The sequence below is a fragment of the Streptomyces sp. NPDC006365 genome (assembly GCF_042870755.1).
Classification (GTDB): domain Bacteria; phylum Actinomycetota; class Actinomycetes; order Streptomycetales; family Streptomycetaceae; genus Streptomyces; species Streptomyces xiangluensis.
The window spans coordinates 56,368-77,925 of record NZ_JBIAHS010000006.1; the positions used below are offsets into that span (position 1 = coordinate 56,368).

16 protein-coding genes are annotated in these 21,558 nt (G+C 71.6%); 8 read left to right on the top strand and 8 right to left on the bottom strand.

The genetic code is table 11. From position 1 onward, the window contains the following. Positions 1-25: 25 nt before the first annotated feature. Positions 26-901, bottom strand: coding sequence for a helix-turn-helix domain-containing protein (locus tag ACFYO0_RS18645; protein ID WP_388676736.1), 876 nt, complete (start codon positions 899-901; stop codon positions 26-28). Positions 902-1,142: 241 nt separating this feature from the next. On the opposite strand from ACFYO0_RS18645, the gene ACFYO0_RS18650 reads away from it, so the two are divergent. The 4 genes from ACFYO0_RS18650 to ACFYO0_RS18665 all read left to right on the top strand — a co-directional run bounded on the left by ACFYO0_RS18650 (position 1,143) and on the right by ACFYO0_RS18665 (position 6,939). Continuing rightward, positions 1,143-1,673: an ATP-binding protein gene (locus ACFYO0_RS18650; protein WP_388676739.1), complete on the top strand. Its 531-nt coding sequence runs from the start codon at positions 1,143-1,145 to the stop codon at positions 1,671-1,673. A 266-nt stretch (positions 1,674-1,939) separates the two neighbouring features. Further along, positions 1,940-3,703, top strand: coding sequence for an ABC transporter ATP-binding protein (locus ACFYO0_RS18655; protein ID WP_388676742.1), 1,764 nt, complete (start codon positions 1,940-1,942; stop codon positions 3,701-3,703). A gap of 565 nt (positions 3,704-4,268) precedes the next feature. Further along, on the top strand, positions 4,269-6,071 hold the full coding sequence (locus ACFYO0_RS18660; protein WP_388676745.1) for a S8 family serine peptidase: 1,803 nt from the start codon (positions 4,269-4,271) through the stop codon (positions 6,069-6,071). A gap of 190 nt (positions 6,072-6,261) precedes the next feature. Continuing rightward, the gene (locus ACFYO0_RS18665; protein WP_388676748.1) at positions 6,262-6,939 is read left to right on the top strand and encodes an AIM24 family protein; all 678 of its coding nucleotides are present in this window, start codon (positions 6,262-6,264) and stop codon (positions 6,937-6,939) included. A gap of 212 nt (positions 6,940-7,151) precedes the next feature. On the opposite strand, the gene ACFYO0_RS18670 is transcribed toward ACFYO0_RS18665, so the two are convergent. After that, on the bottom strand, positions 7,152-7,340 hold the full coding sequence (locus ACFYO0_RS18670) for a hypothetical protein (RefSeq protein WP_388676751.1): 189 nt from the start codon (positions 7,338-7,340) through the stop codon (positions 7,152-7,154). A 262-nt stretch (positions 7,341-7,602) separates the two neighbouring features. Between ACFYO0_RS18670 and ACFYO0_RS18675 the strand changes: the two genes are divergently transcribed. The 4 genes from ACFYO0_RS18675 to ACFYO0_RS18690 all read left to right on the top strand — a co-directional run bounded on the left by ACFYO0_RS18675 (position 7,603) and on the right by ACFYO0_RS18690 (position 13,065). Continuing rightward, positions 7,603-9,966 (top strand): GTPase-associated protein 1-related protein, encoded by a 2,364-nt coding sequence (locus ACFYO0_RS18675; protein ID WP_388676753.1) that lies wholly within the window; start codon positions 7,603-7,605, stop codon positions 9,964-9,966. A 173-nt stretch (positions 9,967-10,139) separates the two neighbouring features. After that, a complete protein-coding gene (locus ACFYO0_RS18680; RefSeq protein WP_388677596.1) occupies positions 10,140-10,805 on the top strand; it encodes a tellurium resistance protein in 666 nt (221 codons plus the stop codon). Next, positions 10,802-11,695 (top strand): protein phosphatase 2C domain-containing protein, encoded by an 894-nt coding sequence (locus ACFYO0_RS18685; protein ID WP_388676756.1) that lies wholly within the window; start codon positions 10,802-10,804, stop codon positions 11,693-11,695. The genes ACFYO0_RS18680 and ACFYO0_RS18685 overlap by 4 nt, the downstream gene beginning before the upstream one ends. Further along, on the top strand, positions 11,692-13,065 hold the full coding sequence (locus ACFYO0_RS18690) for a protein kinase (RefSeq protein WP_388676759.1): 1,374 nt from the start codon (positions 11,692-11,694) through the stop codon (positions 13,063-13,065). Before ACFYO0_RS18685 ends, ACFYO0_RS18690 begins: the two co-directional genes overlap by 4 nt. 33 nt (positions 13,066-13,098) lie before the next feature. On the opposite strand, the gene ACFYO0_RS18695 is transcribed toward ACFYO0_RS18690, so the two are convergent. The 6 genes from ACFYO0_RS18695 to ACFYO0_RS18720 form a co-directional block, all read right to left on the bottom strand. Then, complete coding sequence (locus ACFYO0_RS18695; protein ID WP_388676762.1) at positions 13,099-15,267, bottom strand: hypothetical protein; 2,169 nt, start codon at positions 15,265-15,267, stop codon at positions 13,099-13,101. A gap of 83 nt (positions 15,268-15,350) precedes the next feature. Continuing rightward, positions 15,351-15,845: a hypothetical protein gene (locus ACFYO0_RS18700; RefSeq protein ID WP_388676765.1), complete on the bottom strand. Its 495-nt coding sequence runs from the start codon at positions 15,843-15,845 to the stop codon at positions 15,351-15,353. Next, positions 15,842-17,095: a hypothetical protein gene (locus ACFYO0_RS18705; protein WP_388676767.1), complete on the bottom strand. Its 1,254-nt coding sequence runs from the start codon at positions 17,093-17,095 to the stop codon at positions 15,842-15,844. Before ACFYO0_RS18705 ends, ACFYO0_RS18700 begins: the two co-directional genes overlap by 4 nt. Positions 17,096-17,156: 61 nt before the next feature. Next, on the bottom strand, positions 17,157-18,971 hold the full coding sequence (locus ACFYO0_RS18710) for an Hsp70 family protein (RefSeq protein WP_388676769.1): 1,815 nt from the start codon (positions 18,969-18,971) through the stop codon (positions 17,157-17,159). Continuing rightward, on the bottom strand, positions 18,968-21,109 hold the full coding sequence (locus tag ACFYO0_RS18715; RefSeq protein ID WP_388676772.1) for an Hsp70 family protein: 2,142 nt from the start codon (positions 21,107-21,109) through the stop codon (positions 18,968-18,970). Before ACFYO0_RS18715 ends, ACFYO0_RS18710 begins: the two co-directional genes overlap by 4 nt. Further along, positions 21,106-21,555 (bottom strand): nucleotide exchange factor GrpE, encoded by a 450-nt coding sequence (locus tag ACFYO0_RS18720; protein ID WP_388676775.1) that lies wholly within the window; start codon positions 21,553-21,555, stop codon positions 21,106-21,108. Before ACFYO0_RS18720 ends, ACFYO0_RS18715 begins: the two co-directional genes overlap by 4 nt. Positions 21,556-21,558 lie beyond the last annotated feature (3 nt).

Consider the following 21,558-nt stretch of genomic DNA (forward strand, 5'->3'; position numbering starts at 1 on the left):
GTTGCGTATGTGGTGGTGGTGCACGTCAGAGCTCCTTGCGTATCGCACCGAGGAGAGCCTCGGTCCTGCTGGCGGGCGTCGACTGCGCGCCCAGCCGGTCCAGGGCCTCGCGATAGACCAGGACGTCGTCGGCCTTGTCGAGATACACAGCGCCCACCAGGCCGCTGAGATACACGATGTCGGGCAACTCCCTGGCCCTGAACCGGAAGAGATGGAAGGCGCCGGCCCGCATCGCCGGATGCGGACCGTTGCTGAACGGCATGATCTGTAGGGTCACATGGGGCAGCGCGTTCAGGCTGATCAGGTGGTCGACCTGGGCGCGCATCACCTCGGGTCCGCCGACCGGCCACCTCAGCACCGTCTCGTCCATCACGATCCACACACGGGGCGGGTTCGGACGGGACAGCAGTTCCTGGCGCTGCATACGGAGCGCGACGCGGCGCTCGGTGGCCTCCTCCGAAGCGTGCGGATTGCCGGCGCCGAGCAGGGCGCGCGCGTACGCCTCGGTCTGCAGCAGTCCGTGTACGAACTGCGCCTCGTACGCCCGGATCTGCAACGCCGCCTGCTCCAGGCTCAGATACGCGGCGAACCAGTCGGGCAGTACGTCACGGTAGGTGTGCCACCAGCCGCGCTTGTTGGCCTCGCGGACCGACTTCAGGAAGGTGTCGATCTCCTGCTGGTCCTTCACGCCATAGACCTGGAGCAGTTTCTCGGCGTCCGCGAGCCTGAGCCGGGCCACCTTGGCGGACTCCATCCGGCGGATCGTGGAGTGGCTCACCCCGATCGCCGTGGCCGCCTGTTCGTACGTCAGGCCGGCCCGGTTGCGCAGCTCCTCGAGCTGCCTGCCGAGGATCATGCGCAGGACGGAAGGCGCGCCGCCCCAGTCGGTTTCCGAGGTCACGCCTTACCTCCTCACCCGTAGTCCGGGCCAACGCATTGCAGTCTGTCACGATCATCGGCGACTGGGGCGGCCTGCGCCCTACAAATTGCAATTTTCAACTTGCTGGTTGCGGGACGTTGTTGGCAGGTGTCACAGTGGTCGTACGCCCCGGTCCGGTGAACGAAGGGGCTGCGCAGCCCAGTTGGGGGATCAAGGGTCGCAACTAGGAGTGTTGTGCTCTGCAGACGAAAGGCGTACGGCGATGGTTTCGCCCTCCTTCCCTCAGTCCCTGGGCCGACTTTCCGGTGACGAAATCCTCCACAAGGCAGGCGTGTTCGGCCTGCCCGCCGTCCCCGTCTCGGTGGCCGAGGCCCGCAGGAACGTGCGGCTGCTGCTGAGCGAATGGGCAATCAGCCGCGAGACCTGTGACAACGCCGTACTGGTGACCTCCGAGCTGGTCACCAACGCGCTCACGCACACGGAGAGCGACCTGATCGTGTGCAGACTCCGCACCGCCGGGGATCGGCTCCACGTCGAGGTCGAGGACCAGAACCGCAGCCGTACGCTCCCCGCGTGCAGACAGCCCGAGCCCGACGACCAAGGTGGCCGCGGGCTTCTGCTCGTCGGCATGCTGAGCATCGACTGGGGTGTCAGGGACGCACCCCGCGGGTCCGGCCGCATCGTCTGGGCCGAACTGCCGGCGGAGGCGACGGAGGCGACGACACCACCGGCGGTACCAGAGCCCCAGGACGGATCGGCCGACGCCCATGCGGCCGATCCGTCCTTGGCGTAAAGGCGAGCCGGGTCGTGCCTTGCCTCGCTGTCCCCCACGCGTGCCGGGATCACGCCGGGGGAAGATACACGAAGCAGAGCCAGTGCCCCATGAGAAGTGTCTGCTGGTCCTCCTCGCCGAAAATGGTGCGCCAGGACTCCCGGGCCTGCTCGGAGAAGTCGAGCGATACCCCGTGGTCGCCCCCGTAGTAGAGGTCAGTGGCGACCAGCGTACGGCTACAGTTCTACCCACGTCAGGGTGTCATCAATGCAAGACGGGGGAGTGCCGTGCCGGATTCCGAGCCGTCTGTTCCGCCCGCCGTGCCGCCGTGGCGGCTGCTGCTCGGCTATGTGCGGCCGCACCGCTGGGCGCTGCTGGGCGGGGCAGTTCTGTCGTTGATGACCGGGGCCACCGGGCTCGCGCTGCCGTTGGTGGCCCGCGGCTTGATCGACGATCTGCAGCACGAACGGGCCATCACCGGGGCGTTGCTGGCGATGTCCGCACTCGTGATCGCCAACGCGGCGATCGGCGCGCTGGGTGGCTACGTACTGCGGTACACCGCCGAATCCGTGGTGCTCGGGGCGCGGCGCGCGCTGGTGTCGCATCTGCTGCGGCTGCGTATCTCCGCCGTCGACCGCAGCGAACCCGGCGATCTGATGGCCCGGATCACCTCCGACACCACCCTGCTGCGCGAGGTCACCACGGATTCGCTGGTCGGTATCGGTACGGGTGGACTGACCCTGCTCGCCACGCTCGTGATGATGGGTCTGGTCGACCCGGTGCTGTTCGCCGTCACCCTGGGCGTGGTGATCGGCGCGAGCGTGGTGATCGGGGTGATCGTGCCCCGTATCAACCGGGCCAGCAGACAGGCGCAGAACGCGGTCGGCGCGATGGGTGCCGCACTGGAGCGGATCCTGGGCGCGCTGCGTACCGTCAAGGCGTCCGGGGCCGAGCACCGTGAAGAGCAGGCCGTGCACGCCGCCGCCCAGGAGTCGTGGCGGCAGAGCGTGAAGGCCGCCAAGTGGTCGGCGCTGGCCGGGAACACGGCCGGTCTGTCGATTCAGGTCGCGTTCATCACCGTGCTCGCGGTGGGCGGAGCACGGGTCGCGACGGGTGCCATCGACATCGGCACGCTGGTCGCCTTCCTGCTGTTCGTCTTCTATCTGATGTCGCCGATCCAGCAGGTAGTCGGCGCCGTCGCGCAGTACCAGACCGGTGCGGCGGCCCTGGCCCGGATCGAGGAGGCCCGGCGGCTGCCCGCCGAGCCGGCGAGCGCACCCGCGCCGCTGCCCCTGCCCGGCGCCGAACCCGCCACGGTCGTCTTCGAGAACGTCCGCTTCCGGTACGCCGACGACCTGCCGTACGTCCACCACGGGGTGACCTTCACCGTCCCGCCGCGCGGCATGACCGCATTCGTCGGGCCGTCCGGCGCGGGCAAGACCACCGTCTTCTCCCTCATCGAGCGGTTCTACGACCCTGGAGAGGGCCGGATAGCCCTGGACGGCCAGGACCTCGCGGACTGGGATGTGTCCAGGCTCCGGTCCGCCATCGGGTATGTGGAGCAGGACGCGCCCGTTCTCTCCGGCAGCCTCCGCGACAACCTCCTGCTCGGCAATCCCGACGCCGGGGAGGACGATCTGCTCCGCGCGCTGAAGACCACTCGTCTCGACGGTCTCGTCGACCGGCTGCCGAACGGCCTGGACACCCTTGTCGGGCACCGCGGCACCAAGCTCTCCGGTGGCGAGCGTCAGCGGGTCGCCATAGCCCGCGCTCTGCTGAGACGACCCCGGCTGCTGCTGCTCGACGAGGCCACCAGCCAGCTCGACGCGGTCAACGAAGCGGCGCTGCGCGACACCGTCGCCGATGTCGCCCGTACGACCACGGTGTTGGTCGTCGCGCACCGGCTGTCCACGGTCACCATGGCCGACCGCATCGTCGTCATGGACGCGGGCGAGGTACGAGCCGTCGGCACCCACCGCGAACTCGTGACCGCCGACCCTCTCTACGCCGAACTCGCCGCCACCCAGTTCCTCGCGTCGGCCGACGCCTGACACCGGCACCGGCTCGCTGTTACGCAGTCACGGCCTTCGACTCCTTCACCGCCACACGCCGTGAGCACGGCGCCGGGACCGACCCGCACCGGCCGCTCCGAGAACGCCGCGACGGGAAAGGGCTCCGGGATACGAAGTGAGTGCAGGGCGCGGCGAGTTCCTGGAACGCATCCTTCAGCGAGCGACCAAACGTCAAGTAAGGGCAGCCTGACTTGACCAATGCCGGCAGCTCCGCAGCCCGGTGCGGGACGAGAGCGGACCGAGCGGCGGAAAGCGGTGTCTTCCGGTCCTCAACCGGTCGGCCCGCAGGGGGATCCCCAACCCGGATCGAGGGTTTTCCCCGTATCCGGAGGATCACAGCCCCGCTTATTGTTCGAACACAGCTGACCCATGGGTCACCCCCATAAGGGTCGTTCGCGCCTGGCCGGCCACCGCGTCTTTCCGATCGCACCCGTGTTTCCGATCGCACCCCCCGCCGCTTCGACGACGAAGCGATTCGAACGCTGCTCCGTCGCGTCGCGCTGGGCGCCTCGCCCCGGAGCCGGCCCCCGAAAGGCACACACTCTTGCGTACTTCACGCTCCGCGAGACGGACGCTGATATCCGTCACCGCGATATCCGCGACGCTGCTGGCAGGCACCGCCACCTCGGCCGCCGCCGTCTCCACCGGGCAGACCAAGGCTGCCGCCGCCGAGCAGACCACGGCCGCCGCCTCCGCCGTGGCCGCCCCCGCCGAGCGGCTGATCGTCGGCTACAAGTCCGGCGCCAGTGAGGCCAAGTCGAACAAGGACGCCGCCGAAGACGCCGAGGCCAAGGGCAAGGACGCGGGCGAGAACCTCGACTTCCAGCGTCGCCTCGGCACCGGCGCAGCGCTCGTCGACCTGGGCAAGAAGCTCAGCAAGGCCGCGGTCGCCGACGTCGTCGCCGAGTACCAGGCCGACCCGCAGGTCGCGTACGTCGTACCGGACCGCCTCAACAAGCCCCTCGCGGACCCGAACGACACCGAGTACAGCAAGCAGTGGGATCTGTTCGAGTCCACCGCGGGCATGCGCGTGCCCGGCGCCTGGGACACCACCACGGGCAGCGGCGTCACCGTCGCCGTGATCGACACCGGCTACGTCACCCACTCCGACCTCGCCGCGAACATCGTCGGCGGCTACGACTTCATCGCCGACCCCGCTGTCGCGGTCGACGGCAACGGCCGCGACAGCAACCCGGCCGACCCGGGCGACTGGTACGCGGCCGGCGAGTGCGGCCAGGCAGCGGGCCAGAGTTCCTCCTGGCACGGCACCCACGTGGCGGGCACCGTCGCCGCCGCCACCAACAACGGCAAGGGCGTCGCCGGCATCGCGTACAACGCGAAGATCTCCCCGGTGCGCGTCCTCGGCAAGTGCGGCGGTTACGACTCCGACATCATCGACGCCATCACCTGGGCGTCCGGCGGCACGGTCTCCGGCGTGCCCGCCAACACCAACGTCGCCAAGGTCATCAACATGAGCCTCGGCGGTGGCGGCGCCTGCACCAGCGCCACCCAGACCGCGATCAACAACGCCGTGAACCGCGGCACCACGGTCGTCGTCGCGGCGGGCAACAGCAACGCCAACGCCGCCAACTACTCCCCGGCGAGCTGCAACAACGTCATCTCCGTGGCCGCGCTCAACCGCGCCGGCTCCCGGACCTACTACTCCAACTTCGGTTCGACCGTGGACATCGCGGCCCCCGGCGGCGAGACCAGGACCACCACCGCCAACGGCATCCTGTCCACTCTGAACTCCGGTGCGCAGGGGCCGTCTTCGGAGTCGTACGCCTATTACCAGGGCACCAGCATGGCCGCTCCGCACATCGCGGGCCTCGCGGCGCTGGCCAAGTCGGCGAAGTCCTCGCTGACCCCGGCCCAGATCGAGTCCGCGATCAAGACCAACTCGCGTGCTCTGCCGGGTACTTGCTCAGGCGGCTGTGGTGCGGGTCTGGCGGACGCGACCAAGACGGTGCAGGCGGTGAGCGGGTCCGGAGGCTCCACGGGGGGCACCACCTTCACCAGCACCTCGGCCCTCTCCATCCCGGACAACGGCTCGGCCGTGGAGTCCCCGATCGCCGTCACCGGCCGCACGGGCACCGCGCCCTCGGCCCTCCAGGTCGGCGTCGACATCACCCACACCTACCGCGGCGACCTGGTGCTCGACCTCATCGCCCCGGACGGGACGGCGTACCGCCTCAAGTCCAGCAGCTCGGACTCGGCCGACGACGTCAAGACCACCTACACGGTCAACGCCTCCAGCGAGACCGCCAACGGCACGTGGAAGCTCCGCGTCCAGGACGTCGCCTCCGCCGACACCGGCAGGCTCAACAGCTGGAAGCTGACCTTCTGAAGGGCCTCATGACGACCTGCTGCTGACCTTCTGGCAGCTACAGACCGCCACCCCCCACAGGGGCGGCCGACGCGAGCGGGCGTCGGCCGCCCCGCCCTTCGTTCACGCGGTGCGTGTACGTCCGCGTTCCTGCGGCGCGTCGCGGCGACAACTCTTGGCGGAACGTGCACGTCCGGGACACGATGCCTGAATGAAGGGTGATCTTTTTTCCAGCGAGTACATGGTGCAGCCCGCCACCACCGTGGGCATGAGCGTGCAGAACGCCAAGTCGATCCGATACATGATCAACGGCGAAATGCTCGCACGACAGGGGGCGATGATCGCCTACCGCGGAAACCTGCAGTTCGAGCGCAAGGGCCAGGGAGTCGGCGGCATGTTCAAGCGCGCCGTCACCGGGGAAGGGCTGCCGCTCATGGCGGTCCGCGGGCAGGGAGAGGCCTGGTTCGCGCAGGAGGCACAGAACTGTTTCATCGTGGATATCGACCCCGGCGACGTCTTCACCGTCAACGGCCGCAACGTCCTGTGCTTCGACGCTTCCCTGTCGTACGAGATCAAGACCGTGAAGGGCGCGGGCATGACCGGTGGCGGCCTGTTCAACAGCGTCTTCACCGGGCAGGGCAGGCTCGGCCTCGTCTGCGAGGGCAATCCGCTGGTCATCCCGGTCTCGCCGCAGTACCCGGTGTACGTCGACACGGACGCGATCGTCGGCTGGACCGCCAACCTCCAGACGTCCCTGCACCGTTCGCAGTCCATCGGCTCGATGCTGCGCGGCGGCTCGGGGGAGGCGGTGCAGCTGGTGCTGCAGGGTGAGGGGTACGTGGTCGTACGCCCGAGTGAGGCGACACCGCAGAAGCCCCAACAGCATTGACACGTACGGTCCTTACCACCAGGGGCTCCGCCCCTGGAACCCCGCTGGGGGGCGTAGCCCTCAGACCCCCTTCGGGGCTACACCCCGGACCCCATCGGCCTGACGGCCTGATCCTCAAGCTCCCCCGCTCTCGGCTTCGCTCGAGCGGGGGACCCCCACGACGAGCTGAAATCAGCCCGTCCGGCCGTCGGGCTTCCGCGGCGCTGACGCCGCTACTCTGTCGCCGCTCCGTTCGCGGCCACTCGGCGGCGCCACAGGATCGCTGCGCCGCCGCCGGCGAGCAGGGCGGCGGCGGTTCCGGCGGTCAGCAGCACGGTGGCGCCGGTGGAGGCGAGGATGCCTTCGCCGGACGTGTCCGCCGAGCCGCCACCGCAAGCTGAAATCAGGCCGTCCGAGGGCACCCCCAGCGGTGGCTGGGGGAGTTTGAGGACGAGGTCGCAAGGCCGATGGGGGGCTGGGGCGCAGACCCAGGGGTGAGGGGGGTCCCCCGCTCGAGCGGAGCCGCGAGTGGGGGAGGGTAGGGGAGGCAGGGGCGACCGGTCCCTGGGCGTAGGTCGGGGGCGCGGGCCGGTCCCCGACGCGGAGCGCTCCGCTTCCGTGCGCCCCGCGCCCAACTTCCGCGTCCGCCTGCGCCGTTGGGTGCAGATCGCCAGAATCGGGGGCATGGCCATCCGCGAACTCAGCTACGTGCTCCGCCGCGATCCCGACACCGGCGCCGACCGGCTCACCCCGGTCACCGCAGTGCCCGACGGCGTGCCGGAGCACCTGATGGAACGGATCATCGCCGCCACGCACCGCGCGGAGCCCGCTGCGGGAGCCGCCCTCAGCTACACCCGCCTGCCCCACCGGGACGGCGGCGGACTGCTGTGCAGCGTTCGCCCGGACGAGCAGTCGGCCGGACTGCGCGTCGACGCGCAGTATGTGGACGGCGACGACGGTGCCACCTGGCCGCGCCGGCCCGTCGACGCCTGGCGCCCGGTCACTCTGCGTCGGCCGGACGACGAACCGTTCGCGGAGCCCGGCAGGCGCTGGGACGAGGCGCTGCTGGTGAAACACGCGCGCGAACACGCCCCGCGCGTGGCCCCCTTCCTCGCCGACGTGCGCAGGCTGTTCGCCGACCCCGCGGGCCGCCAGATCGTGGTGGCCGAGCCCGACCAGGAGACCGTCGCCCGCTGGATCGCCCTGGCCTGCGCCTCGCTGCCCGAGGCACACGCACGGTCGCTGACCTTCACGACCGCCACCGCCGACCCCGGCGGCGCCCCGCAGCAGATCCTCGGGATCGGCCCGGACACGGACCCGGAGGTCTTCGACAGGTCCGACGCCCCGACCGTCACCCACCTCTACCGGGTCCACGACGGCCTCGGCGGCCCGGGCAGCCCGCCCTTGACCGATGCCTGGGCCGAGCTGACGGCGTGGCTCTGGCACCAGGGGGCGTCCCCGCGGCCCGGCGACGAACCCTTCGCTCTGCTCCCGCTCGCCCGCCGGGCCCTGGCCACCTGCTCCTGGGACGAACTTGCCGCCCTCCGGAGCGACGTACTGCGGGAGATCGCGGCCGCCGCCACGGACGCGGCTGAGCGCGACCGGCTGGACGCCGACGACGAGCAATTCCTCACCGAGATCTGCGAACGGATCGGTGGACACCAGCGGGACGCGGTGCAGCAGCTCTCCCTCGCACTGGCCCGGCGGCGCCTGAAGGCGGCGGGCCCGCGGGATACCGCTGCGGTGCTGGAGTCCTGCCGTGACCTGCCGCTCGACGACGGGGCTTGGCGGACTCTGCGCGGCGAACACGGTCCCGCGCCTGAAGAGGAATTGCGCAAGCTGTTGCCGTACAGGTTCGACGCCTGGGAGGAGCCGCTGCGCGGCCTGCTCGCCTCCGGGGTCGGCGAGAGCGCGGTCATGGACAAGGCCGTGGCGCTGCTCGCCCGCGCCCTCAGCCGCCCCGACGTGCGGGGGAACTGCGCCGACGCCGTCGCGCTGCTCGACGCGCTGGGGGACCGCGGGCTGGTCCGGCGCGTCCTCGAACGGCTCGCCCAAGACCCCACCGAGCGCCGTATCCGCGGAGTGCGCGACCTGGCCCGCTCCCCGCACGGCGACTGGCTGCGCACCCACCTCGACGGGGCTCCGCTCGCCGTACGCCTCGCCGCGTCGGCGGCGGAGCTGAGCCGCGATCCGCACCGCCTGACGGGCGCCGAGCTCTGGGTCGAGCTGGCCCGACGGCACTTGGACGGCAAGGTGCCCGACGGCGCCATCCTGCGGATCATGTGGGCGTTGGTCTGGCCGCCGAACGGTCAGCCGAGCCCGCATGACCAGAGCAGGGTCACGGAGGTCTGCTCCCCCCGGCTGATCGTCGAGGAGCAGCTGGAGCTCCGCCTCTGCCACTGGCTCAAGCACCCGGCCCGAGTCACCCCCGCGCTCATCGACTTCGCGCGCGAGACCGCCACTTCCGGGAAATTCAACTCGGGGGAGCTGGCCGTCGCCCGACTTCTGGTCCTGGCCCACGACCTCGCGCACGGGCGGGAACGGCTGGGACGCGTCATGGAGCTCCTGCCCGTCCTGAAGCACGACGCGGGGGGCCTGGACAGCGTGCTGCGGGATGCGGTCGACCAATGGGTCGCATACGGCATCGCCCGGGCCGATCCCGAGGAGGTGCGCGACACCCACGCGCTGGACTATGTCGCCACCCGCGGCAAGGGGCTGCTCGGCCACTACCGACGGGCCGTGGCCGACGCCCAGCGCTCGGGCGGCGCCCTGGACCCCGCGAGGCTGCGTGAACCGCGGCGTGTGGCCGCTCTGTTCATCGTCTGGCACGAACGCCGGGACGGTGCCCGGCGCAGCTGGTACGACGCCGCCGACCAGCTGACCGACGACGTCATCGGCTCCGTGCTGGCGCAGCTGGGCGAGCGCGGCGTCGACGAGGTGGCCACCGTGCTGTCCCGCCGCACGGGCGGCCAGGAGTGGGTGCAGGCCTGGAACAAGTGGAGCCATCGGCTGAAGGGTCACCACGGGGGCGCGCGCGAGCACGGATGATCCCGGAAAGCGCTCCGCTTCCCGGCAATCGTGCCACGCGCCAGATCTTCCGCCTGCTTCTCAACTAGGCTTGCCCGCGAAGGGTTTGACGACGTAACTCCCGGGCGGACATACGCCCGGTCTCGGGGGAGAGGACACGTGTGAGCGAAACTTTCGACCTGCCCGGCGGCAGTATGGCCAGCCGTCCCGTCCATTTCATCTGGCTGCTGGACTGCTCCGGTTCGATGAGCATCAACGGAAAGATCGCCGAGCTGAACTTCGCCATCCGCGAGGCCATCCCGGAGATGCAGCAGGCCGCCCTCTCCAACCCCGGAGCCACCCTGCTGGTCCGGGCCGTCTCCTTCGCCAGTGGCGCCAGCTGGCACATCAACGACCCGACCCCGGTGGACCAGTTCACCTGGGAGGACCTGCACACCTACGGCGGCACGGACATGGGCGCCGCGTTCCGGCTCGCGGCCGGCGCGCTGCAGACGCCGCCCATGCCGCAGCGCGCCCTGCCGCCGGTGCTGGCCCTCGTCTCCGACGGTCAGCCGACCGACGACTGGCGCTCCGGGCTGCGCGCCATCGACGACACGCCCTGGGGCAAGCGTGCGGTGCGGGTGGCCCTCGCCATCGGCGACGACGCCGACAAGAGCATGCTCAAGGAGTTCCTGGCCAATCCGGAGCTGGAACCGCTGCACGCCAAGAACCCGCGCCAGCTCGCCGCCGCGATCCGCTGGATGTCCACGGCAGTGAAGCAGGCCTCCACCCCCAAGGCCGACGGCGACGGTGCCGGTCCCATGCAGGCCCCGCCGCCCGTGGCGCTGGGCAAGGACGAGGACGAAGACCCCATCTGGTGAACAGTGGCGTGACACCGCCGGGGCGGTGGGAACTGCTCGAGGGCGCGGTGAAGGGTGCGGGCAAGAAATACAGCCAGGACCGCTGCGCCGCACGGCACGTCGCCGCCGGAGAGGCCGTCGTCCTGGCCGTGGCCGACGGCCATGGTTCGGCGCCCCACTTCCGCAGCGACCTGGGTGCGCGTTGGGCCGTCGACGAATTCGTCGCGTGCGCACGGGAGTTCGCGTGCGCGGCGGTGGCGTACGACGACACGGCCGAGCAGGACGGTGACGAGGGCCGCTGGTATGCCACGTTGACCGAACTGCGCGCCCAGGCCCGGCGGTTGCCCGAACAGGTGGCCCACCGCTGGTACGAGCGCGCGACACTGCACGACTGCAACTCCCCGGCCCACGGCGGCCTGCCCGACCCTTCCGCCCAGAACCCGAAGGGCCCGGACCTCACCGCGTACGGCGCCACCCTCGTCGGCGCTGTCCTCACCCGGCGGCTGCTGGTGTGCTGGCAACTGGGCGACGGTGACATCGTCGTCCTCGACGCGGTCGGCACGCCGTACACCCCTCTGTACACCGGGCCCGACCTCGGCGACGAGACGGACTCCCTGTGCGCCGCCGAGTCCTGGCACCGCGCACGCTGCCACTGGCAGCCCCTCACGAACGAGGGCCCGTCGGGCGTCCTGCTCTCCACCGACGGACTGTCCAAGAGCTTCACCGACCACCAGGGCTTCCTCGACTTCGCGGCCGGAGTGCAGGGCCGCGCCACCGAACTCGGGATGCCCGCCCTACGGACCCGGCTGCCGGAGTGGCTCGGGCAGGCCGCCCAGTACTCCGGGGACGACACGACACTCGTGGGCGCGTTCGAGGCCGCGCTCCAGCAGAACGACGCGCCACACACATGAGCCACGAGAGGAACCGCATGGTGAACGGCATGCTCGCCGCCGGGCAGACCCTGGTGACCGAGGAGGGGGAGAAGGTCAAGGTCGCCGAGATGTTCGGCTCCGGCGGCCAGGGCGAGGTCTACCGGGTGAAGACGCGGAAGGGCGATCGCGCCGTGAAGTGGTACTACCCCCAACTCGCCGACGGCCGCCAGCGGCAGATCCTCGAAGGGCTCATCGGGCGCGGCTGGGGCGACGACCGCTTCCTGTGGCCGCAGACCATCGTCGTCGACGCGGACGGCAAGCAGCCCGGCTTCGGCTACCTCATGGACGTACGACCCGCCCGCTTCCACGACCTGCCCGCGTTGTTCCGCCGCGACCCCGCGCTCGCCGCCACCACCACCCGCACCCTCGTCATGGCGGCCCTGCACACCGTCGAGGCCTACCGCGCCCTGCACGCCAAGGGCATCGCCTACCGCGACATCAACTGGGGCAACATCTTCTTCGACCCGCGCACCGGCGACGTCCTGGTGTGCGACAACGACAACGCGGTCGTCGAGGGCGAGAGTGCGGGCGTAGCCGGCACCATGGATTTCATGGCGCCGGAACTGGTGCGCGGCGACAAGACCGCCCAGCCCGGCATCCAGAGCGACCTCCACTCCCTCGCCGTCCTGCTCTTCCTGCTGCTGATGAACCATCACCCGCTGGAGGGCGCACTGTCGTTGCAGATCCGCTGCCTGGACGAGCGGGCCCGGCGCAAGCTGTACGGGACCGATCCGGTCTTCATCTACGACCCGTCCGACGTGCGCAACCGGCCGGTGCCCGAGGAGCAGCAGACCGTCGTCGCCACCTGGGGAGCCCTCCCGCCCGTCCTGCGCGGACTGTTCGAGCAGACCTTCACCGACGGACTGAAGAACCCCTCCCGGCGGGTGCGCGAAGGGCAGTGGCGGGACACCCTCAGCGAGGTACTCGACACGATCTGCCTCTGCGCGGGCTGCGGTCGGCAGAACCTCACGGAACCGGACGGGCCCGCCCCCGTCTGCTGGAGCTGCGGGCGCCGTCTGAGCCTGCCGCCGCGCCTGTGTCTGGCCACTGGTACGGCGACCTCGCGCAGCAAGCCCCGGTCGATCCGGCTCGGCGCACAGGCCCGGATGTACGCCCACCACCTGGACGTCGACCCCGAGCGGCACGACTTCACCGCCGTGGTCGCCGAGGTGACCGAACACCCCAAGCAGCGCGGGCGGTTCGGGATCACCAACCGGACCGGGCACCGCTGGACGGCACGACGGGCGGACGGATCCGTCCATGACGTCGACCCCGGCAAGACCGTCGGCCTGAGCACCGGACTGCGGTTGGAATTCGGGGGTGGGGCAGAGGCGATCGTGCAGGACTGAGATCCTGCGGTCCTCTCACCCCGCTCACACCTCTCATATGCGGAACGGCCACCGGCGGCGCCAACGCGTCCACCAGCCGTACGACGAGGGAGACCAGGCCGACAAGGCCGGCAGCAGCAGACGAGGCGGCGCCGGGACCGCGGGAAGGTCCACGACCGCCGCGTCGGCCGGAACGGCGAGCGCGTCGGGACGGGGGAGGGCCGCGACCGTGAACCGGTAGGCGTCCGGCGTCACGTCGAACGACACGCGCTGGTCGACGAGATAGCGGCTGCGGGCCACCCGGCGCTCCTCGCGGCGCCCGCCGCCCTCCCACCTGACGACCACCAGCACGGCGGGCTCCGGCCAGTCGAACCGCACGGCGGCGCGGTCGGCGCTGATGCGATGGGCCGTCAGATCCCTCACCATCCCGGGGCGTTCGACGACCACGTCAGGACCGGTCACCGTCCGCTCGCCCAGCACGCTCACCGACGTCATCCGCAGCCGCGACCGCTCGGGCACGGCGACCTCGACGGACGGCTCCGGGTCCGCAGGGGACTCCGGCACGGTGAGCCCCGCCCGCCCCGACACATCCGTGCCCGGCCCCACGGGAACGCTCCGCCAGGGCAGCACCGTGCTCCGCCCCCGGTCGGGCGGACGCCAGGTCAGCGCCACCCGGTCGCCGTCCCCGACGAACCGCGCCGTCAGGTCCTCCACCTGCCCGGGCCACTCCTCGGCACTGGCCCCCACCCGCACACCGGGGGACCATTCCGTCTGCTCGCCGGGCCCCGGATAGCCACAGCGGACCTCGTACGTGTAGTCGCCCGGGGCGAGCGGCACATCCAGCAACCCGTCCCGCCCGCAGGTCACGGACACGGCAGGGGCGCCGTCCGCGATGCGGTGCGCCGACACCGCGGTACAGGCCGGATCGGGGGCACCCCAGCGCAGCCGCACACCGCCCGGCACAAGCGTCACGGTCACACCGGCTACGTCGGGCGCGATGACGACGGGCGCCGACACCAACGGCACGGCAGCGATCAGCCCCCGCCGCAAGGGGACCACGGCATAGCGCAGAGGGTGACCCACGGGGGCGTCCGCGTCGGTACGACGCAGAGGCCGGCCCGCCGAACCGGTGCTGTCCGCGCCCACGGGGACATCCGCGCTCTCCGGCGTGACCGCACCCGCCGTCCCGGCTGCGTCCGTCGCCGCCCCCTGGCTCAAATCCGTCGCGGCACCCGGTGAGCCGTCCGGGAAGCGCAGCAAGCGGTACGTCACCCCGCTCGCCCGGGACCGTGCCGGCGGCCAGGTGAGGGTCACTGTGCGCTCGTGGACTGTGGCTTCCAGGCGGGCCCCCGTGTCCGCCGGACCCGTGTCCGCCGCGTGGGCCGCGGCGGCCAGGAGCGCTGCCTCGATGCCCGAGTCGTCGGCGGCTCGGCGGGCGGCGCCGAGCCAGGCGGAGGCCGCGGCGCGGGCGGAACCGTTGGCCGCCAGCCGGGTTGCCCCGGCTGTCAGGCGGGCCACCTCGGTGGAGCGGGCGCGCAGTGACTCCAGGAGCTGGGTGAGAGCGGGGTCCCGTCCCGTGTCGTGCATCTCCGCGACGAACCGCTCGGTCTCGCGCAGCCGGTCACCCGGCCACATGTCGCCCAGCCGCTCGGCGGCCCGGCGGGCGTCCCCGGCAGCCGGGAAACCGGCCGCGACGGCCGCCGCCAGGTGTCGTGCCTCGTCCCGGTGCACGCCGAGCGCGACGGCCGCCTCCTCGGTGGCCCCGTCGGAGCCGTCCCGCAGCAGACAGCCCAGCTGCCACAGCAGCAGCCGACGCAGCCCCATCGGCTCGTGCCGGACGTATGCCTCCAGCGTGTCCACGACGCCCGCCGCCTCGGCGGCCCGCGCATCGCCGGAGGCCAGCCAGTCGGCGCGTACCTTCCGGACGTACTCCAGGTCCACGCGCTGCCACAGATTGCCCCGGCCGGGGAACCACAAGCCGTCCAGGACACGGAAACCGCGGTCGGTCTCGGCCTGCGGCAGAGAGCCGAACGAGGCGTGCCGTGCCGCCGTCGGCGCCCGCAGCGCGTCGGCCACATGCCGGAAGCCGATCGTGTCGAGGGCCTCGCGCAGCCGGCCGTAGCCGCGCATGGCGGGCAGACACGGCAGGTCCGGCAGCGGAGGCCGGGACGATCCCTCGTCCGATGACACCCGCTCGCCCGGACGCCACTGCCGCTGTGCCACCGCGTTCGGTCCTCTCCTCGTCGTGTGTCGCTCGTCGTGCGTCATTCATCGCAGCCGTGAATCGGCCGTCGGGGGACCGGACTTCACTCGCCCGGCTGCGTGTAGAAGTACACGCGGACCACCGCGCTCTGCGGTGACTCGCTCAGGTCGTGGAAGTCGTCCGTCGCTGTCCGGCCGACGAACATCTCCGGTCGGGCCTTGCCGAGCAGCCCGTTGACACGGTGCGCGTACGACGTGCCGCTCTGGCCGCCGCCGAAGGTCAGCACCAGCGCCGCGGTGCGCCCGCGCCATTTGTCGGTGCCCGACCGGATCTGACGCAGCAGGCCGTCGGTGTCGTTGCCCTTCACCCGGAACTGCTGCGGTGTGCGCGACACGCCCTGCGGCCCGGTCGGTGTGGGGGTCGGGGACTCGCTGGGCGGGGCGGAGGGGCGGCCCGGTGGTTCGGGGCGGGAAGCCAGCGGGTCCGGTCGGTCGGCCATCGACACCAGTGCCAGTACCAGCAGCAGGTCGGCGAAGAGCCAGCCCGCCAGCACGACGACGCTGAGACCGCGCGTACGGCGCCGGGGACGAGCGCTCACATGTCACCGCCGTCCGTACCGCTCGAGGGCGCCGGTACACGGGCGCCGTTGACCTGCCCGGGCGGAAGCTGTCCCGTGGACAGGACTCGGATGCCCTGGTCCAGCCGCGCCGCGGCGTCCTGCCAGTGCGCGGCCGCCGCGTCCCAGCGTTCGGTGGCCTCGCGCATGCCGTCGACAGCGTCGTTCGTACGGCCCGCGCCCGCCGCGACTGCCTGCGCGGCCCGCTCGGCGGACTGCGCCACCGCGTCGGACTTCGCCGCGAGTGCCTGCTGGGCGGTGACCAGCGAGGTGACCGCCGATTGCATGGCGTCGCCGGCGGCCTGCACCCGCTCCGCGACCGTACGGGCCGCCTCCTTGCTGTCCTGCCGCACCTGGTCCGAGGCGGACATGCTCGCCTTGACCGCCGCCTCCACCCGGTCGGCGGCCTTGGCGATGCCGGGCACCTCGGCCGACAGCGCACCGGCCGCCTTCCGCAGGGCGTCGGTGGCGTCGCCGACCGCCGTGGCGCTGTCCACCAGCTTCTGGTGGCTGCCGTCGGCCTGCTTGAACAGGTTCTGCAACTGCCGTACCGCGCGGGCGAGTTCCTTCGTGAACTGGTCCGGAGACGCGGCCCGGTGCGGCGTCAGGCACATCTGCACCCGGGTCAGCAGCCCGGCGAGCGACCCGAGGAGCCGCTCGTCCTCGGCCTCCCGGCTCTCCTCCTCCCGCTCCGTCAGGGTCCGGGCACGGGCGTGCCACACCGACAGCAGGACCAAGAGCGTGATCAGTACGACGGCCATGAGCGCCACGTTCTCGAAGCGGCCGATCGCCGACAGATGTCCGTCGAAGCCGGTCTGCCACAACTGGAGAAAGGGGCGGGTCGCCTGCTCGGGGCTCTCCTTGCTCAACTCCCCGTAGGCGCGCACCGCTTCCCGCAGCCCGAACCAGGTCACCAGCAGCGGGATGAACACGAGCACGCCGAGCACGGCCTCCAACGCGCCGTACCCCGGGCTCCGCCGCCACCAGGGCGGGGCCAGGGCCGCGGGCGGCGGGGCCGTGACGGTCTCGGGGCGTACGTAGGAATGGACGAGGTCGATCTCGGCCCACCGGTCGAGCCGGTTGCCGTGTGTCAAGTCGTCGGCCAGAGCGGTCAGTTCGTTCTTGCGCACGGCAAGCCGGGAGGAGTGCTGGTTGAGGAGCTCCTCCAGCTCCTTGCCCAGGACCTTGCGGTCCAGAAACGGCGATCCGGGGGGTGTGGGTGCGGTGGGCAAGCGCGATTCTCCTGACTCAGCACCGGGTGGGCCGGTGCTCCTGCGATCTGCCGGTCACTCCTCAGCGGGGGACGCCGCCCCTGTCCCGCTGGTTCCTGCCGCGGCGGGTCAACTGCTCCAACAGGGTCTGGGCGTCCGTGTGTTCGGGATTCCAGGACAGGCACTGATGCAGCGCCTCGACGGCCTCGTCGCGCCGCCCGCGCCCGTCCAGCCGCTCCGCGTGCCGGTAGGTGCGCTCGGCGAGCAGCTCGCGCACCCGTGCGTTGGTGGGATCATGACCGTAGGCACAGCGCAGCCAGCGCTCGGCGTCGGCGAAGTGCTCGGGCGAGGAGTCGGCCATCGCCGCCGCGCAGTGCACGCCGATCATCGCGTCCAGCACGACGGGCCCGGACGAGCCGTCCCGCGCGACCTGCCAGGCGGCGTGCGAGGCCCGTACCGCCTCCTCGAACCGGCGCTCCGTCAGCAGGTCCCGCGCGGCCGACAGCCGCCGCGCCGCCTTGCGGTCGGCCCAGTCGTCCGTGTCCTCCGGCTCTTCCTCCGGGACGACCGGGGCCGCGTCGAGGGAACCGAGCAGGGCCTGTGCCTCGGCCACGATCGTCTCAAGGAGTGCGCGGGCCTGAGCAGTGTGCCCCTGTTCCGCCAACTGCCGTGCCCGGCCCACGTCGAGAGCATCTGGCGGGGGCGGGGAGGAGGGACCTGCGTCGAGAGGTCCGGCCCCGGCCGGCGGCGACAGCAGCGTCACCGACAGCCGCGGCGCGTCCGACAGCGTGTCGTCGAGTACGTCGGCGGGCTGCGGGACCATCGTGTCGAGCCTGGCCGGCGATACGCCCGCGAGTTGGGAGGCGTGCATCAGGGCGCCCGTGGCGAGCAGGTGGCCGGGTGCGTGCACCGTGTCCCGGCCGAGCCCGCGCACCCCGGAACGGACAGCCTCGAGCCGGGTCCCGCCGCCCACCAGCAGCAGCATGTCCACGTCCCGCGATGCCATCCCGGACTGGTCGAGCAGCGTCTGCGCCCGGTCGAGGGTCCGCCGCACATGGCGTTCCAGATACGCGTCCAACTGATCGCGGTCGAAGCGCAGTTGCTCCGTGTAGCCGTCGCCGAGGTCCAGTTCGAGCAGCGCGGCGGCGTCGCCCTCCGGCGGTGCGGTGCCGCCCAGCTCCTCCCGGATCCGCTCCACCCGCGCGCGCAGCCGCAGCCAGCCCGTCCCGTCGAGGCCGACCTGATGGGACCGGCCCCGCACGGCCCGTATCGCGGCGGTCAGTGCCGCGTCGTCGAACGTCCGGCCCCCGGTGCTCGCCGCCGTCTCGTGCCCGAGCGCCCGGTAGCTGTCCCGGGCACCGCGCACCAGCCCGAGCTCGAACCCGCCGTACCCGAGGCCGTAGACGAGGCACGTCGTGCTGCCCCGCCCCTCCGTGTGCCCGATGACCGCGGCCATCGCGTCACCGATCAGCCGCACCTCGGACAGCCCGGCCGCGTGCGCCGCCTCCAGCAGGGCCGTGCGCTGCGCCGAGCGGTAGCCGACCGGGACGCTGATGACGGTGAGCGAGACCCGGCTGCCAGCCGCCGCCTCGACCTGCTCCCGCACCTCGCGCAGCAGGCCGGCAACCAGTTCGTCCGCCGTCCTCGGGACCCCGCCGACGACCATCGGGCGGCCGCTGCCCAAACGGCTCTTGAGGCTGGGGAACGTGACCGGAAGTGCCCCGGCGACCACGGGCTCGCACAGCAGCCACGGCCATCGCGCACCGGACAGCACCAGCCGCCGCACCGGGCCTCCAGGGTGTCCGTACGCCGCCCGCAGCCCCGTACTGCCGAAGTCGAGACCGAGGCCGAGACCGGGCTCGAGCCCCTGCCCGTCCGGGCCGGGCGGCGCCGTCACGTGTCCCCCGCGTCGTCCAGTACCCGCAGGATCCCGTCGAAGCGCTCCGTGTCCCGCAGGGCGGACACCCGGCGCGCGTCGTACGCCTGTGCCACGAGGTTGGCGAGATTGCGGGCCTGCTGTGCGGCCAGCAGACGGTTGCCCTCGGCGTGGGCCTGCTTCACATAGCCGACGGCCTCGTTGATCAGGCCCGCCGTCTCCGGGGGCGCGCCGTCCGTGGCCTCCTCCGCGTGCAGGAACTGACTGGCGTATCCGCAGTTGTGGTACATGTCGTCGATCAGCAGTTCGGTGAGCCGTTTGTACTCCCCGCTCTCGCCCTGCCTGAGCGCCAGCTCCGCCTGCTGCAGATCCCGGCGGACCTTCATCTCCTGCAGGTCCTCGATGTAACCGCCGTACCTCTGCAGGAACCTCTCGGCGTCCCGCCTGGCGTACTCCAGACGCTGGCGCAGCGTGGCGCTGTCCGGTTCGTACACGGGGGCGGGCGGCGGGGTGCGGGGCTTCTCGCGCTTGGGCCGGGCCGTGGTCTGCATGTCCGTGCCGGGCACGGTGATCGTCACCGTGATGGTCCGGTTCGCGTCGTAGTTGAACGACACCTCGACGCGCTGGTTGACGTCGATCTCCTGCGGGAGTTCGAACTCGACGACGCCCTGCTCGTCGTTCTTGCTGGCCACCGGGCTGTTGCCCTCGTACACCGGGACCCGGATCAGTCGGCTGTCCGTCGCCTGGAACGTCTTCCTGCACGGCTCGGGGAGCGGGTACGCGGTGCCGCTCTCGATGATCGGCACGAACACGTCCCGCTGCGAACCGCGGACCGCGCCGATGCCCATCGCGACGCCCGTCACCTCGTACAGGCCGGTCGTGCCGACCGCACGGGCGTTGGCCAGGCTCGTGCCGCAGGCCGAACACGCGGTCGCCGACTCGTCGTTGACGGTGCCGCAGCGGTGCGCCGGGCACTCCACCCCGTCCAGGGTCCCGGCGAGGATGCCTGCGCCGAGCGCCACGCACTCCATGGGGTTGATGTCCCGGCGGACCTTCTCCCGGCCGAAGAGGGCCTCCACGGCCTCGTACACCGACCGGGTCAGCGTGCCGCCGCCGACCAGGAGCACGTCGGTGATCTGCGCCGGGTTCAGCCCGTCACTCTCGAGGGTCTCGCGGACCAGGTCCATGGTGCGCTGCACCAGTGGATCCGTCAGCTCCTTGAACTCCGCCCGGGTCAGCGTCATGTCGACGTCGACGACCACACCGTCGCGGCTGTATCCGGCCGGGATGATGATGACGGCCTCGGGCGAGTCGTTGAGTTCCCGTTTCGCCTGTTCCGCGAACTTCTTCGCGGTGAACTTGAACTGCTCGTCCCCGGACGGGTCCACCCCGCACTCCTTCTGGACCCATCGGGCGATCCGGGCGACGACGGCCTGGTCGAAGTCGTCCCCGCCCAGCCAGTCGTCGCCCGAGAACTTGCGCACGGCGAACTGGGCGTTGCCGTCATGGCCCTTGACCGAATCCAGGATCGAGATGTCGAACGTCCCGCCGCCCAGGTCGTAGACGAGGATGCGGCTTCGTTCCCCACCCGGTTTGTCCAGGCCGAAGGCGATCGCGGCCGCCGTCGGTTCGTCGATGATCTTCTTGACGGTGATCCCGGCGCGCTCCGCCGCCTCCCGCGTGGCCGCCCGCTGGGCGTCGCCGAAGTACGCGGGGACAGTGATCACTGCGTGCGTCACGTCCTCGTTCAGGTTCCGCGCGGCGTCCTTGACCAGCTTGCCCAGGATCGCGCTGGACACCTCGGCCGGCGTGGTGGTGCGCCCGCCGAACACCACGTGCGCACGTGGATCGTCGTCCGGCCCCGGGACGATCTGGTAGGCCAGGTGATCTCGGGCCCGCGCGACCTTGGCGTCCGTGAAGTCGCGGCCCATCAGCCGCTTCACCGACACCACCGTTTCCCTGGGCTGCCGGTCCGCCCAGTTGAGCGCGTTCCGGCCGACCAGCAGCGACTCCGAGCCGTCGCGGCGGAGCAGGCCGACCACCGACGGGGTCAGGTTGTCGCTCTCGCCGTTGCGGACGACCCGGGCCTCGCCGCGGTCGGGGTCGTAACGCGCCACCACACTGTTGGTGGTGCCGAGATCGATTCCGATCGCCGTCATCCCTGCTCCCCCTTCTTCTCCCGCGTACTCTGCTCGCCGGCCGGTACGGCGACCGCCACCCGCGCCGCCCGCAGCACCCGGTCCGCGAAGCGGTATCCGCGCTGCACCACCTCGACCACCTCGTCCTCGCCGGCCATCGCCGACGGCCGTACCCCGACCACGTGATGGGTGTCCGGATCCGCCGTCTCGCCCGCCGCACCTATCGGTTCGAGGCCCTCGCCGCGCAGCGCGGTCTCGAACCGGTCGGCGATCAGCCGGAGGCTGCCCCGGTAGGCCTGCCCGTCCCGCACCGGGCCGTCGGCCAGCAGCCGGTCGAAGTCGTCGAGGGCGTTCGCGCACACCAGCAACAGCCGCTCCAGGCGCGCCCGGTGCGCGACCTCGCGGGCGGCCAGCTCCCGAGCGTGGTCGTAGCCGAGCCGGGCGGCCGACGTGTCGTGTTCGGTCATCGG

Excerpts from the sequence above, each read along its gene's own strand:
- ACFYO0_RS18665 (WP_388676748.1), top strand. The coding sequence starts at position 6,262 with ATGAAGGGTGATCTTTTTTCCAGCGAGTACATGGTGCAGCCCGCCACC.
- ACFYO0_RS18715 (WP_388676772.1), bottom strand. The coding sequence starts at position 21,109 with ATGACGGCGATCGGAATCGATCTCGGCACCACCAACAGTGTGGTGGCG.
- ACFYO0_RS18675 (WP_388676753.1), top strand. The coding sequence starts at position 7,603 with ATGGCCATCCGCGAACTCAGCTACGTGCTCCGCCGCGATCCCGACACC.
- ACFYO0_RS18720 (WP_388676775.1), bottom strand. The coding sequence starts at position 21,555 with ATGACCGAACACGACACGTCGGCCGCCCGGCTCGGCTACGACCACGCT.
- ACFYO0_RS18650 (WP_388676739.1), top strand. The coding sequence starts at position 1,143 with ATGGTTTCGCCCTCCTTCCCTCAGTCCCTGGGCCGACTTTCCGGTGAC.
- ACFYO0_RS18680 (WP_388677596.1), top strand. The coding sequence starts at position 10,140 with ATGGCCAGCCGTCCCGTCCATTTCATCTGGCTGCTGGACTGCTCCGGT.
- ACFYO0_RS18690 (WP_388676759.1), top strand. The coding sequence starts at position 11,692 with ATGAGCCACGAGAGGAACCGCATGGTGAACGGCATGCTCGCCGCCGGG.